Here is a 12,970-nt window from a genome sequence, read left to right on the forward strand (position 1 = left end):
GCACCGCGCTTTTTAAAAGCCGTAGCGAAGCCCGAACCACACCGTGCGCGGCGCGCCCAAATCGATCGCCCCACCCGAATTGCGCGTAACAATGTCTTCATCGAAAAGGTTCTCCCCACGAACGATCAGACTAAATTGGTCCACCAAAGGCGCCTCAGCAAACAGATCCACGGTAGTTACAGCAGGCAAGATAGCCGTTTCCTGATCGTCTTCGAACTGACCGCTGACATGCCGCACTGTTCCGGCCAGCCGCCAACCGGGCGAAGGCTGCCATGCCAATGTGGCGGATGCGGCGAAGTCTGGAGTTTGCGGCGGGCGATTACCATCAAGCGCGATGGAGCCGCCGTCGCCATCAATCGTGGCATCGGTATAGGCCAGTGATCCGTCAAAGCTGACCTCGCCAAATTTCATCGCCAGCGATGCCTCCACGCCCTGCGCGTCAATCGCCGGCAGGTTTTGACGTTGGCGAAGTGTTGGCGTCAATGTGACATTGGCTATCGCGTTCTCCACGCGGTTATCGAATGCAGTGACCGATAGCACAATCGGATCCACCGGTTGCCATGTCATGCCGATCTCGAACCCTTCGAGCCGCTCATTCTCCAGCGCGGCGTTGGCTTGGGTCACAATGGGAAAGACCACAAATGGACGGTAAAGTTCGTTAAGGGTCGGCAGACGCAGCCCGGTATAAGCGGCCGCTCTGATATCCAGCCTGCGCGTGGCGTAGAATAAAGCGCCCGCGCGCCAGCTCATCGCCCAATCGCTGCGATCAGGTGCGATCGTTTCGCTGACAAGCACGTTATTCGCGTCCAGCGCGCGAAAGAAACCATTGTCGATGCTGGTGTAATTGGCACGCAAACCGCCGGTTAGCAAAAGCGGTCCGATCTGCCAGTCATCCTCGACAAATAGACCCAGATTGCTGTTCGTGCCGCCCGCACGCCGGCGTTCGCGGAGATTGCCGGTAAAGGCGCTGAATGCTTCTTCCTGCAATTCGCCATCGGATTGACGATAATCGACCCCGATGCGCAAAGTATGCGCCTCGCTGATAGGTGGACGCACCTCGATCTTGCCGCCCAGCCCGGTAGAGGGCGTGTTTCGTTGATCGAGGACTTTGACAAAGCGTGTGGAACTGATGATCACGTTCGAGAAATTTCGCGCCTGCACATAGGCCAGCGCATCGAATTCCCAATCGCCGCGTCTCACCAGACGCAGGCTAGCATCCTGACCCTCGATCTTTGAATCCGCCCCTTCGAACCGAAGCGTTCGGGTGTCTTCAAACACATTGCCGCGCGCCTGCAATTCAATGTCACTGGTAAGCGGCGCGGCGGCGCGCAGGCCGACTTGCCAGTTCTCAAAAGCGGCGCGGGCTGTGGCCGGTACGCGCTCGCTTTCAGGAGTGGTGAAGAACCCTTGCCCCCTGTCCCAGCGCCCGCTGACGACGGCAAATCCAGCGCCCAGTTTACTTGCCAATGCGGCGCTGGCCTCTGTCTCTTCGCGGTCGTTGGCGAGCAAGCTGGCCGATATAGGGCCTAGCGTTCGTGCGTCGGCGCTTTCCAGTTCAATCGTCCCGGCCAATGCGCCGGCGCCGAACGGGCCGGCCCCACCGCCGCGCGTAACCCGGATATTTCCAAGCGTTTCAGGTGCGACGGAATTGAAGGGGATATAGCCGAAGAACGGATCGCTGATCGGAACGCCATCGAGCAAGACAAGCGCTCTGCTCGTCGCATTGCCGCCCCAGGCGCGCAGAGTGGCCCCTTGCGCGCTGGGATTGGCTGAGCGGCTGTCCGAACGCCGGAATTGCTGAAAACCTGCGACGTTTTCCAGTACATCTTCAAGACGGCCTGAACCGCTGGAAACAATCGCTTCACGGTCAATTTCCGTCACGGAATAGGCGCCGATCGAGGGCGCTTGACGCAGCCCTTCACCTGTGACGACAATTTCGTCTTCTGGGGTTTCAGCGGCTGTTTCGTCTTGCGCGGCAAGCGGCACAGAAAGCGACAGAGCAAAAACTGAGGCGGAGAAACGGCGGGTATAGGTCATGCCGCGGCGCTTAACCGACCAGCGCTGCAAAGTCAGTTGCAAATTGCCATCAAGACTCGCTTTTCATCGGTTTGTGTGATTACATTGCGGCTCAAATGGGAAGAGAGAAACCTGATGCTTGCAACCGCCCCTGATTTCGATGTTCTGATCGTTGGAGCCGGAATATCCGGCATCGGCATGGCGGCGCATATGGAAATGAAATCGCCGAACCATTCCTATGCGATTGTTGAGCGGCGCGATAATCTTGGCGGGACTTGGGATTTGTTCAAATATCCCGGCATCCGGTCAGACAGCGACATGCACACGCTGGGATTCGATTTTGAACCGTGGCGGCACGAAAAGACGATTGCTGATGCGCCTGCGATTATGGATTACCTCAACCAGATTGTCGATGAACGCGGAATTCGTCAGCACATTCGATATGGCCACAAGGTTGTTTCCGCCGATTTCCGCGACGATGAAGCGCGCTGGCATGTGGAGATGGAGCTAAACGACGGATCGACAACCCGTTTGACCGCGAATTTCCTGTATCTCGGATCGGGCTATTACGATTACGACGAGGCCTATGATCCCGGTTTTGATTTCGGCGAGTTCGATGGCCAAGTCGTTCACCCACAATTCTGGCCGGAAGACCTGGATTATGCTGGCAAGAAAGTCGTTGTGATCGGATCGGGCGCAACTGCGGTTACCATCGTCCCATCCATGGCGAAAAAGGCCGCCAAAGTTACGATGCTGCAACGAACACCGACATGGATGTTTGCCCGCCCGGCGAAAGATTGGGTCGCCAACACCTTGCGCAAAGTGCTGCCTGAAAAACTCGCCTACCGGCTGACCCGGTGGAAGAATATCAAGATGCAGGATTTCAGTTTCAAACTCGCGCGAAACAAGCCGCAGAAAATGAAAGACACTCTGCATAAGAATATCGAAAAAGCATTGGGGCCCGATTTCGACCGCGAGACTTTCACCCCGCCTTATGACCCGTGGGATCAGCGCGTATGCCTGGTGCCTGACGATGATCTGTTCAAAGCGATGAAAGCCGGCAAAGCCGACATCGTTACCGGCCATATCGAAAAGTTTGAAAAAGGCGGCGTGCGCCTGAAATCAGGCGATTTTCTGGAAGCCGACATTGTCATCACAGCGACTGGATTAAAACTGGCCGTCGCTGGCAAGATCGCGATCAGCCATAACGGCGAAGCGGTGAAATTTTCTGACCGGTTCTATTACAAAGGCTGCATGTTCTCCAACTTGCCCAACCTTGCCGTTGTGTTCGGGTATCTTAACGCCAGCTGGACTTTGCGGGCTGATATCAATTCCGATTACGTCTGCCGGGTGCTCAATCACATGCGCGCAACCGGGACGGACCTCGCAACCCCTGTACTGACGCCAACAGATGAAGCCGCGATTGAAGAAGACGATATCTTCGACTTCTCCAGTGGCTATATCCAGCGCGGCAAAAACATTATGCCGCGCAATTCCATCGAATATCCGTGGCGGCTTAATCAGGAATACGTGATTGATCGCAAACGGATGGCGGATGACCCGCTGCTTGATGGCTGGCTCACATTCTCGCGCGCTGATGCGCGCGCAACAGGAACGAAAGATACAGGGGAGCAATTGGAAGCAGCGGAGTAATTCGCCGCTTTCAGGTGTAGTAGGTGTAGTCATCGGCGCGGGCTTAGATTAGACCCCGTTTCATGACCTCTTCCGATAAAATCTGGACCGCAGGCCTCGTCATCATTGGTGACGAGATCCTGTCCGGCCGCACCCATGACAAAAACATCGCGCAAATCGCCAGTTGGCTTCAGGTGCAAGGCATCCGCCTGACAGAAGTACGCGTGGTCGCCGATATCGAAGATCGCATCGTTGAAGCCGTCAATGCGCTGCGCGCGGCGAACGATTATCTTTTTACGACCGGCGGGATCGGTCCGACGCATGATGACATCACCGTGGACGCGGTGGCAAAAGCGTTGGGAGTGCCTGTTATTATCCACCCCGAAGCGCGCGCGCTGCTTGAACGGTATTACGCCGATAAAGGCGGCGTGAATGAAGGACGGCTTCGCATGGCGAGAGCGCCGGAAGGGTCTGACCTAATTCCCAACCGCAAATCCGGTGCGCCCGGCATCAGGCGCGGCAATGTATTCCTGATGGCGGGTGTTCCGCACATCACCGCTGGGATGCTGGATGCGTTAACAGGCGAACTGGAAGGCGGAGCGCCGCTGATTTCAGAGACTGTGGGCGGGTTCATCCCCGAAAGCGAAGTCGCCCATCTGTTGCGCGAAGTCGAGCAAGCCCACGAAAATTGCCAAATCGGCTCCTATCCCTTCTTTCGCGAAGGCAAAGTCGGTTCGAATTTCGTAATCCGGTCAACCGACCGGGAGGCGCTGCAAAGCTGCTTCGATACTTTGTGCGAAGGCCTTGGCGAGAATGGCTGGGACTTTACGCCCGGCGGCATTTGAGGCGGCCTGCCCCGCCCGATTGGACTAACCGCGCTTTATGGGAAGCTTGCGATGCCGCGCGTCAGCCGGTGATATCGGCGTACGCGGCCCTGACCCATATTGTTAGCCTTGGCCTGATCACTGGACAGATGTTCCATTGGGCAAGAAAAAGGGGCTGAAAGCGTTAGCCTCCAGCCCCTTTTTTACGAATCTGATTGCAGTAAAAAAGCGTTATGCGCCTTCGATATCTGCGATGTCGATCTTGAGGCCTGGACCCATGGTCGAGGTCACGGAGACCTTCCGCACATATTTGCCCTTGGAACCCGATGGCTTCGCTTTGACAATCGCTTGCGTGATCGCTTCGAAGTTCGCCTTGAGAGCATCGTCGGAGAATGACAGTTTGCCGATCCCGGAATGGATGATGCCCATCTTCTCAACGCGGAATTCAACCTGACCGCCCTTGGCGTCCTTAACGGCCTGTTCCACGTTCGGAGTAACGGTACCCAGTTTCGGGTTTGGCATCAGGCCTTTCGGGCCGAGTACTTTACCGAGACGACCGACCACACCCATCATGTCCGGCGTGGCGATCACGCGGTCATAGTCGAGGTTGCCTGCCTGCATGTCTTCCATCAGGTCTTCGGCGCCGACTTTATCAGCGCCCGCAGCAATCGCCTTGTCAGCGTTGTCGCCTTTGGCGAACACGGCGACTTTGACGTCTTTGCCGGTACCCGAAGGCAGCGAGACCATACCGCGGACCATCTGATCTGCGTGACGCGGATCAACACCCAGGTTCATCGCGACTTCGACGGTTTCGTCAAATTTCGCTTTGTGGGTGCGCAGGGTCGAGATTGCTTCGTCGATCGTGTACAGTTTTTCACTGTCCAGCTCGGCGACGACTTTTTGCTTTTTGGTTTGTTTCGCCATTGGTTCAGCCCTTCACTTCGAGGCCCATCGAACGCACGGAGCCTTCGATGATCTTCATGGCCTGATCGATGTCGTTTGCGTTGAGGTCCTTCATTTTGGCCTCAGCGATTTCCTTCACTTGCGCCTGTGTGACAGAGCCAGCGACGACTTTGCCCGGCTCGCCAGAACCTGATTTCAGCTTGGCAGCTTTCTTGATCAGGAAGCTCGCAGGCGGCGTTTTGGTGGTGAAAGTGAACGAACGGTCCGCGTAAACGGTGATCGTGGTCGGGATAGGGGCGTTCTTTTCAAGGTCCTGTGTTGCGGCGTTGAACGCCTTACAGAATTCCATGATGTTGACGCCGCGCTGGCCCAGCGCCGGGCCGATTGGCGGCGACGGGTTGGCAGTGCCCGCGGGCACTTGCAGCTTGATATAGCCTTCGATTTTCTTGGCCATGAATGGCCTCCTTTCGCACTGTTCCCCTCCTCTTTCGAAGCGGGGTCATGTTGAGCGGTCAAGCGGTTGACCAAATAGCCAACCTCCCGCGCGGGTTCCCGACGATGTGACGAGAAGCAGCGCACATAGCGATTTGCCCGCTGAAAGCAAGCGATTCGGGAGCAATCCGCCTTTCGGCTTTGGACCCGAATGCGCAAATGCGCGAATGCGCGATTGGTAGAAAGCTGAGAACACCTGCAGAAGCCACCTTTTGGGCGACCTACGACCGGACCGCGCGCGTCGACGATAAGCAGCGCAAAGAACTGGGGAACGGCCGAAGGCCGGGTTTGGCAGAAAATGTTGTCGCCAGCCAACAGGCCTGAATGGTTCGAGAATAGATTTGCGGAACTAGAGGCCGTTTTTCGTCAGAGAGGCGCGACATTTGAGGACCTGGAAAGGTATTTGGATGACCACGAAAAGCAAGGTTCAAAGCTCTCCGCCCAGAATGTCATCGATAACTTCGTCTCTGGAGGCCCCTCTGCAGAGGACGAAGCCATGGGGGCTAACCTGCGTTGGCTAAAGATGGAGAAGATCGAGTTTGCCTTCAAAAGAGGAACAGAAGATTACGGACGCGGGATCAGGGACAATTACGAAAGCGAGCGGGTATACGACCAAGCTGACGCCGCGATGATGGGTGGGAGCGGCCAAATGGGGGTCATGATCTGGCGGGGCTCCCATCATATGAGCCGGCACGACACCTTCTATTTTGAGATTGGCACTATGTCTGTGGGTGAATTCAAAAAGTGCTTCGAGCCGCGGCTCGTGTCTCTCAATTCGACGGTGCACCGGGCTCATCTGGCGCTGTATACCCAAAGGCTAAGGCACATCGGCGTTTCAGACGCTGTGAGGGACGCCGCAGCGCTATCGTGCTTTCGAGACGATGGGCTTGAAAGCAAAGATGTGAAGCAGATCCTCGCGCGACTGAAACTGCCAATCTGACCCTTGATCGACACATCGGCGCTGCATCACAAAAGCATGGAACGCGGCGTCTTCATGCCCTTGGTCCGACTTGTGAGATGATATTTGCGGCAGAGCTCGCATTTGTAAGCGCGAAGCGTAAATGGCGCGCGGGCGGCGACGTCTTCTGCCGCTTCGCGCGTTTCAAACCGTTTTTTGCGATTGCAGATGCCGGGGCGCGTTTTCACGAGCGCCCCAACCGCATCACTTGACCAGTTCAACCTGTTCGAAATCAAGCTCAACCGGTGTGGCGCGGCCAAAGATCGAAACCGAAACCTTGACCTTGGCTTTGTCGAAATCGAGTTCCTCGACGACACCGTTGAAGCTGGCGAATGGCCCGTCGAGCACTTTCACCTGATCGCCGATTTCGTAATCGACGGTGATGTCTTTCTTCGGTGCGGCCTTGGCTTCTTCGACACCGCCGAAATAGCGCGCGGCTTCTTTTTCGCTGATCGGTTGGGGTTTGTTGCCCGAACCAAGGAAGCCGGTGACCTTCGGTGTGTTTTTGACCAGGTGATACACATCATCGGTCATGTTCAGTTTGGCGAGCACATAGCCCGGCATAAACTTCCGTTCGACCTGAACTTTCTTGCCGCGCTTAATCTCGGTGATGGTTTCGGTTGGAACTTCCACTTCCTCCACACCTTCGGACAGGCCAAGTCGATCTGCCTCGGACAGAATCGCCTCTTTCACCTTGTTTTCAAAACCGGAATAAGCGTGGATGATGTACCAGCGGGCCATGGATTATCCTTGAAAGTCGAAATGCGTGAAAGTGCTTGGCGCTCGATCAGGCGAGGGTCAGCAGGAATTTGACGATAGCATTGAACAGACTGTCAATGCCGAAGAAAAACAGCGACAGAATCACCATGAAGATGAACACGAAAATCGACGTACGGATCGTCTCTTCGCGGGTAGGCCAGACCACCTTGCTTGTTTCCGTGCGAACCTGATTCACAAATTCGGCAGGCGATGTCTTGCGCTTTTTATCTTCGGCCATGGTTGGAGCCTTGTCCTTCAAAATTACGTTCTGTCATCCGGCGACACGCTTTTAGGTAGGTCTCTGGGCCGCCCCGGACAAGGTCCGGGAGGGGCTCAATGATTTCGCGATGTCGGAAAGACACAAAAGCCAATAGGCGCGAGGTCCGTCAAAAGCAAGCGCTGCAATGTTCGCTGAGTTTTTGTTTTGCGCACGCCATTCGGCGCGCGATCTCCTCGCTCATGCGATCAAAGATCGCGTCGCTGCGGAGGGGCAGTCGCCCTTGCGGCCTCTGCGCGACCGGGGAAACGCTTCGATAAAATACTAGCCATGCTTGTGCCGCCCTACTAGCGTGCGCCGCTTACGAACGGTCCATCCGGGCCACCTGAAATTCGGGGACGCAAAAGGGGAAAGCCGCAATGGCTGCAGCACCATCGGGCGCGGAAGCATGGATCGCGCCGATTACGAATGTTTCGGACTTTATCTGGGGCGGTACATGGAATGGCGAAGCCCTTCCGTGGTTATCCATCGGCGAACAACCAATCCCGCCAATGACGCTGATCCTGCTGGGCATCGGCATGTACATCATGTTCGGCCTGCGGTTCTATCCCATCGTCAAGCTGGGCAGCGCGTTCAAGGGATTGTTCTCCAGCCGTAAAGGCGAAGGCGACGGTGAGATTTCTCCGTTCGCAGCGCTCTCCACCGCGCTTTCTGGGCAGGTCGGCACGGGTAATCTAGCAGGGGTTGCGACCGCGATTGCGCTCGGCGGACCCGGCGCGATTTTCTGGATGTGGATCACCGCACTGGTTGGCATGGCGCTGGCTTTTGCCGAGGGCTCATTGGCCATTCGTTACCGTGAAAAAACCTCTGACGGTGTCTATCGCGGCGGTCCGATGACTTACATCATGATGGGCCTTGGCAAGAAATGGACATGGCTCGCTATTGTTTTTTGTATCGGTACGCTGTTCTCCGCGCTTGTCACCGGTAACTCGATTCAGGCCAACGCTATTGCAGACGGCATGAATGAACTGTTCGGCATCGAGGAATGGATCGGCGGCGCTATCACAGCGGTTCTTGTCTTCATCGTGATTATTGGCGGCATCAAGTCGATCGGTAGCGTGGCGGAGAAGATCATTCCGTTCATGGCAGGCGCCTACATTGTCATGGCGATCCTCGCGCTCGCTTTGAACTTTGGCGATCTGCCGGCGACATTTGTGCTGATTTTCGATGGCGCATTCAATCCGCAAGCAGCCACAGGCGGCTTTGCCGGTGCGGCGATTATGTTAGCGATCCGCGCCGGTGTGGCACGCGGGCTGTTCTCAAACGAGGCAGGTCAAGGCTCCACCCCGATCGCCCACGCTGTAGCTCAGACCAGTGACCCGCAGGCACAGGGCCGCATGGCGATGCTCGGCACCTTCATCGATACGATCGTGATCTGCACCATGACGGCGCTGGTTATGCTCACGGTACAGGGCGATTTCACGGCAGGCGGGCAGGCCGTTGAACATGCGTGGAATTCCGACCTTGAAGGCTTCGCAATGACCAGCGGCGCATTTGCTGCAGCGTTCCCATTCGAAGTTATCGGTGTGCCGGTCGGCACGCTGATCGCCTCGATCGCATTGATCCTGTTCGTGTTCACCACTCTGCTGACGTGGAGCTATTATGGCGAGCGGGCGATCACGTTCATTTACGACCGCGTGCCGGGCTCGACACGCGGCGGTGAAAAAATCCTCCACATGATCTGGCGCGTTCTTTGGTGCGTGGTGATCTATCTCGGCTCGACGCTGGATCTGACATTGGTGTGGCGCATGGGCGATATCGCCAATGCCGCCATGGCACTGCCAAACCTGCTCGCATTGCTGCTGCTGTCGGGCGTGGTGTTCAAACTGGCGCAGGGCCAGAAAGATGCAGGGCCGACCCACATCGCAGACACACCCGAAGAGCCGAACGAATATTGATCGGTTCGATCAGCACACGCAAAATGGCCGGCTTGCTTCATGCAAGTCGGCTTTTTTGTTGGATCTGAAGAAAATGGCAGGGGCACAGAGACTCGAACTCTGGACCTTCGGTTTTGGAGACCGACGCTCTACCAACTGAGCTACGCCCCTGCAGGAGCCGCGCGCAATAGCGGGGGTACGCGCCATAGGCAATACATGATCGCTGCCTGATACGGAAAACGTCCCGTCGCGTGCACTCTGGCGCGCGGGGCGATCTGGCTGCTAAAGGCGGACAATCATGCATTCGCCCGTTCGCAACCTGATACCCATAGAGACGCTTTTGCTGGCCTATCGCAGCGGGATTTTCCCGATGGCGGACACGCGTGAGGATCAGGATGTTTTCTGGGTTGAACCGCGCGACCGCGCAATCATCCCGCTAGACGGTCTGCGTGTGTCGAAATCGCTCCGTAAAGTGCTGCGTTCAGAGCGTTTTACGATCACAATTAATCAGGCGTTCGAAGAGGTCGTCCATGCCTGCGCTGCGCCGCGCCCCGGCCATCCGGAAAGCTGGATCAGCGACCGTATCGTGCGCTCCTATACCGAGCTGCACCGTGCCGGACATGCGCATTCACTGGAATGCTGGCAGGCCGATAATATCAGCGAAACGCCAAAGCTTGTCGGCGGGCTGTATGGTGTTTCGTTCGATTCGGTGTTTTGCGGCGAAAGCATGTTCAGCCGCGCCGATAATGCCAGCAAAGTCGCACTGTGCTGGCTCGTGGCCCTGATGCGCATCGCCGGTTTCAAGCTGCTCGATTGTCAGTTTATGACCGATCACCTGGCCTCGATGGGCGCAGAGGAGCTGCCGCAGAGCGAATATCTAAAACTGGTCGCCAAAGCGAACGGGAAAACTGCTCTGACCTTGCCGCAGGCTCATGCCCGTGTGCTGGCGCAGGCCGCGACCGGCGATTATTCGCCCGGCCAGCTCATCGCGCAGTCTTTGACCCAGACATCGTAGATCGGGTGCTCGACCACATTCAGGCTGGGCGATTCCTTGAATAACCAGCCGGAAAAAACGCGGGCATGTTCGCTTTGTCCGCGATCGATAATATCGACCTGAACGAACGCGCCGGTTTCCTGCGGCATTTCCCACGCGGCGGTGCGCTCACAGCTGGCCAAGGTGATTCTCACCGGCCCGATTTCGCGCGTTTCGCCCGGTTTGATCTCAATATCTTCGCTCAGATTGTTGCGTTTGTTCAGCAGGCCGAGCGTGGCGACGCGTTCTTCGTTGGGCGTCGCTCCATCAGTGGCAACGGGTATGTCCTCTGCCCCGGCGCTTTCGGCTGGCGCCGCTTCACCAATCGGAACTTCAACGGTCTCAGGAGCATCAGCCTCTCCGCTGCACGCAGCGACCATCAAAGCGGCAAGCGCAACTGAAGCAAAAGGCCGCATCACCGCTTCGGTCACCCCTCGGGCGACCATGCCTCGTAATCGCCGACGGCCGCAGCCCGTTTCCCGCCGCGTTCCAGCGCGCCTTGCGGACGATAAGCCTGCGCCGTGCCAGTGGCATTGGGCGTGTAATCGACTTCCCAGATTTTGGCTGGCGGAAGATGGCTTTCCGGCACATCATCAAACGCACCATGGAGCCAGCCATGCCATTCCGAAGGCACACGGCTCGCATCATTGGGGCCGTTGTAAATCACCCAGCGTTTTTCATTCTGCGTGTATGACCCGGTCGATGGGCCGCTAGCTTTGGCAGCTTTGCGGTAATATTTATTGCCCTCGGCATCGGTTCCGACGTGCTCACCGCCAGCGCGCATCGCCCACCACGTTGTGCCCAGCGTGGCACCGTCCCACCAAGTGAAGATTTTTCCAAAGATTCCCATGACGCGCCGATTAGCGGAAATGAGGCCCAGCGCCAAGATTATTCAGCGGGATTTTCCGGCAAGGTGTACTCAACCGCATCACCGGGCTCAATGCCCAGTTCCTCCGACAGGCCGCCCCGAATTTCGAACACGGCAGAGGCAAGGCCATCGGACGGTAGCGAATCAAGCGAATACGGTTCTGTCCGTTCGGCTATGTTGGTGATGCGATCATCCGTGCCAATAAAGATGATATCCAGCGAGATCGGCGTGTTCCGCATCCAGAAACTGCGGGTTTGCGGGACGTAAGACGGAAAAATCATCGCCTCGTCATCGGCAAGCTCTGTCCGGAACATCAATCCGCGCGTCTGCGCTTCGCCGGTATCGGCCAATTCCGTCTTGAATGTATGGCGCGTCTCGCCGCTGACCACAGTCACATCGATAATTTCGAGGCCGGAAATCGGGTGGCGTTCATTTGATTCTTGGCCATCAGAAACAGCGGGAGGATCTTCAGCCGCGCCAACAGGTGTGCATCCGGCCATAAGCAGTGCGAGTGGCGCAAGACGCAGGCATAGGCCGGCATGGAATGGCATTGGATCAAACGTCATCATGTCTCTGTTCCTCAATCGCCTCTTCTATCCATTGCTCTATGTCGGCAATGTTCGATATATCCATAATGAAGCGAATATGCTGCATATTGTGGCCCGCGCGCAGCATTGCGGCAACCTGTTTCTCTTGCTGCTTTTGGTAGTTTACGAGAGTTGACGATTCATCATCATCGGTTTGCAGCGCCTTAGAGTACGGGCCAAAGCGTCGTTTTTTAGCCAGCGAAGCGACTGCTTCTCGTGCGGCGGCTTCCGTCGGAGAATGGTCTCGCCGCACCGCCTCATCAACGCCTGCCGCCCATAAAGCCTGTTCGACCCGCCTTGCACCATATCCGCGCGCGGTCAGATCGCGCGATTTCATCCGCGCATAGGCATCATCGTTAACATATCCCAGCTCGATCAGGCGCGAGACCAGCGAGGGTATGTCGACATCCAAAGTCCGCCCATCGGCATCTTCGGCAATGCCGCGTTCGCGGATTTTCCGTGCCAGATAGGCCTCTACTTTCGCGCCAGTTGTCGCGAACCGCGCAGCATAGGACAGGGCAAGATCGCGCAGCCCGGTTTCATCAAGAGGTTTGCGCTTCGCACGCTTGCGTTCGCCATCACGCTGGACCGGCGATCCGCGCTCGGACGCCGCTTTTTTGCTACTGTTTGATGACGAAAACCTATTCAATGCGACTTTTTCGCCTTATTCGTGCCACAGTCCTTATCAAATGGAAGAGAGAGGGACCGTTTTGGGATGGGAGCCTGAAACGTGAGGTACATGAT

14 protein-coding genes and 1 tRNA gene are annotated in these 12,970 nt (G+C 56.8%); 5 read left to right on the plus strand and 10 right to left on the minus strand.

Features of this window, described 5'->3' with window-relative positions; genetic code table 11:
* Window positions 1-12: 12 nt before the first annotated feature.
* Window positions 13-2,037: a TonB-dependent receptor plug domain-containing protein gene (locus FGU71_RS03165; RefSeq protein ID WP_142787218.1), complete on the minus strand. Its 2,025-nt coding sequence runs from the start codon at window positions 2,035-2,037 to the stop codon at window positions 13-15.
* A 114-nt stretch (window positions 2,038-2,151) separates the two neighbouring features.
* Here FGU71_RS03165 and FGU71_RS03170 point away from each other — a divergent pair, with 114 nt between their 5' ends.
* A complete protein-coding gene (locus tag FGU71_RS03170; RefSeq protein ID WP_142787219.1) occupies window positions 2,152-3,669 on the plus strand; it encodes a flavin-containing monooxygenase in 1,518 nt (505 codons plus the stop codon).
* Between the two features lie 62 nt (window positions 3,670-3,731).
* A complete protein-coding gene (locus FGU71_RS03175; protein WP_142787220.1) occupies window positions 3,732-4,493 on the plus strand; it encodes a competence/damage-inducible protein A in 762 nt (253 codons plus the stop codon).
* Between the two features lie 210 nt (window positions 4,494-4,703).
* Here the strand turns inward: FGU71_RS03175 and rplA are convergent, their stop codons facing one another.
* Together rplA and rplK are read right to left on the minus strand one after the other, a co-directional pair.
* Window positions 4,704-5,396, minus strand: coding sequence for a 50S ribosomal protein L1 (rplA, locus tag FGU71_RS03180; RefSeq protein ID WP_142787221.1), 693 nt, complete (start codon window positions 5,394-5,396; stop codon window positions 4,704-4,706).
* Window positions 5,397-5,400: 4 nt separating this feature from the next.
* On the minus strand, window positions 5,401-5,829 hold the full coding sequence (rplK, locus tag FGU71_RS03185) for a 50S ribosomal protein L11 (RefSeq protein WP_142787222.1): 429 nt from the start codon (window positions 5,827-5,829) through the stop codon (window positions 5,401-5,403).
* Window positions 5,830-6,270: 441 nt separating this feature from the next.
* On the opposite strand from rplK, the gene FGU71_RS03190 reads away from it, so the two are divergent.
* Window positions 6,271-6,807, plus strand: coding sequence for a hypothetical protein (locus FGU71_RS03190; protein WP_142787223.1), 537 nt, complete (start codon window positions 6,271-6,273; stop codon window positions 6,805-6,807).
* A 222-nt stretch (window positions 6,808-7,029) separates the two neighbouring features.
* Here the strand turns inward: FGU71_RS03190 and nusG are convergent, their stop codons facing one another.
* Complete coding sequence (gene nusG, locus FGU71_RS03200) at window positions 7,030-7,566, minus strand: transcription termination/antitermination protein NusG (RefSeq protein WP_142787225.1); 537 nt, start codon at window positions 7,564-7,566, stop codon at window positions 7,030-7,032.
* Window positions 7,567-7,612: 46 nt separating this feature from the next.
* A complete protein-coding gene (gene secE / locus FGU71_RS03205; protein WP_142787226.1) occupies window positions 7,613-7,822 on the minus strand; it encodes a preprotein translocase subunit SecE in 210 nt (69 codons plus the stop codon).
* A 398-nt stretch (window positions 7,823-8,220) separates the two neighbouring features.
* On the opposite strand from secE, the gene FGU71_RS03210 reads away from it, so the two are divergent.
* Window positions 8,221-9,759, plus strand: coding sequence for an alanine/glycine:cation symporter family protein (locus tag FGU71_RS03210; protein ID WP_142787227.1), 1,539 nt, complete (start codon window positions 8,221-8,223; stop codon window positions 9,757-9,759).
* 74 nt (window positions 9,760-9,833) lie between these two features.
* Here FGU71_RS03210 and FGU71_RS03215 read toward each other — a convergent pair.
* Window positions 9,834-9,909 (minus strand) — tRNA-Trp (locus tag FGU71_RS03215).
* Window positions 9,910-10,036: 127 nt separating this feature from the next.
* On the opposite strand from FGU71_RS03215, the gene aat reads away from it, so the two are divergent.
* On the plus strand, window positions 10,037-10,753 hold the full coding sequence (gene aat, locus FGU71_RS03220; RefSeq protein ID WP_142787228.1) for a leucyl/phenylalanyl-tRNA--protein transferase: 717 nt from the start codon (window positions 10,037-10,039) through the stop codon (window positions 10,751-10,753).
* Here aat and FGU71_RS03225 read toward each other — a convergent pair.
* From FGU71_RS03225 to FGU71_RS03240, 4 genes are read right to left on the minus strand one after another with little or no spacing between them, the layout of a single operon-like run.
* Window positions 10,705-11,217: a DUF2155 domain-containing protein gene (locus FGU71_RS03225; protein WP_234035617.1), complete on the minus strand. Its 513-nt coding sequence runs from the start codon at window positions 11,215-11,217 to the stop codon at window positions 10,705-10,707. The two genes, aat and FGU71_RS03225, sit on opposite strands and share 49 nt — an antisense overlap.
* Window positions 11,199-11,621 carry an NADH:ubiquinone oxidoreductase subunit NDUFA12 gene (locus FGU71_RS03230; protein ID WP_142787230.1) on the minus strand — a complete coding sequence of 141 codons (423 nt, stop codon included), beginning with the start codon at window positions 11,619-11,621 and terminating at the stop codon, window positions 11,199-11,201. The genes FGU71_RS03225 and FGU71_RS03230 overlap by 19 nt, the downstream gene beginning before the upstream one ends.
* A 38-nt stretch (window positions 11,622-11,659) precedes the next feature.
* Window positions 11,660-12,208 carry a DUF192 domain-containing protein gene (locus FGU71_RS03235; protein WP_234035618.1) on the minus strand — a complete coding sequence of 183 codons (549 nt, stop codon included), beginning with the start codon at window positions 12,206-12,208 and terminating at the stop codon, window positions 11,660-11,662.
* Window positions 12,195-12,875: a regulatory protein RecX gene (locus tag FGU71_RS03240; protein ID WP_142787231.1), complete on the minus strand. Its 681-nt coding sequence runs from the start codon at window positions 12,873-12,875 to the stop codon at window positions 12,195-12,197. The genes FGU71_RS03235 and FGU71_RS03240 overlap by 14 nt, the downstream gene beginning before the upstream one ends.
* Between the last annotated feature and the right edge of the window lie 95 nt (window positions 12,876-12,970).

Source organism: Erythrobacter insulae (assembly GCF_007004095.1).
Taxonomy (GTDB): domain Bacteria; phylum Pseudomonadota; class Alphaproteobacteria; order Sphingomonadales; family Sphingomonadaceae; genus Erythrobacter; species Erythrobacter insulae.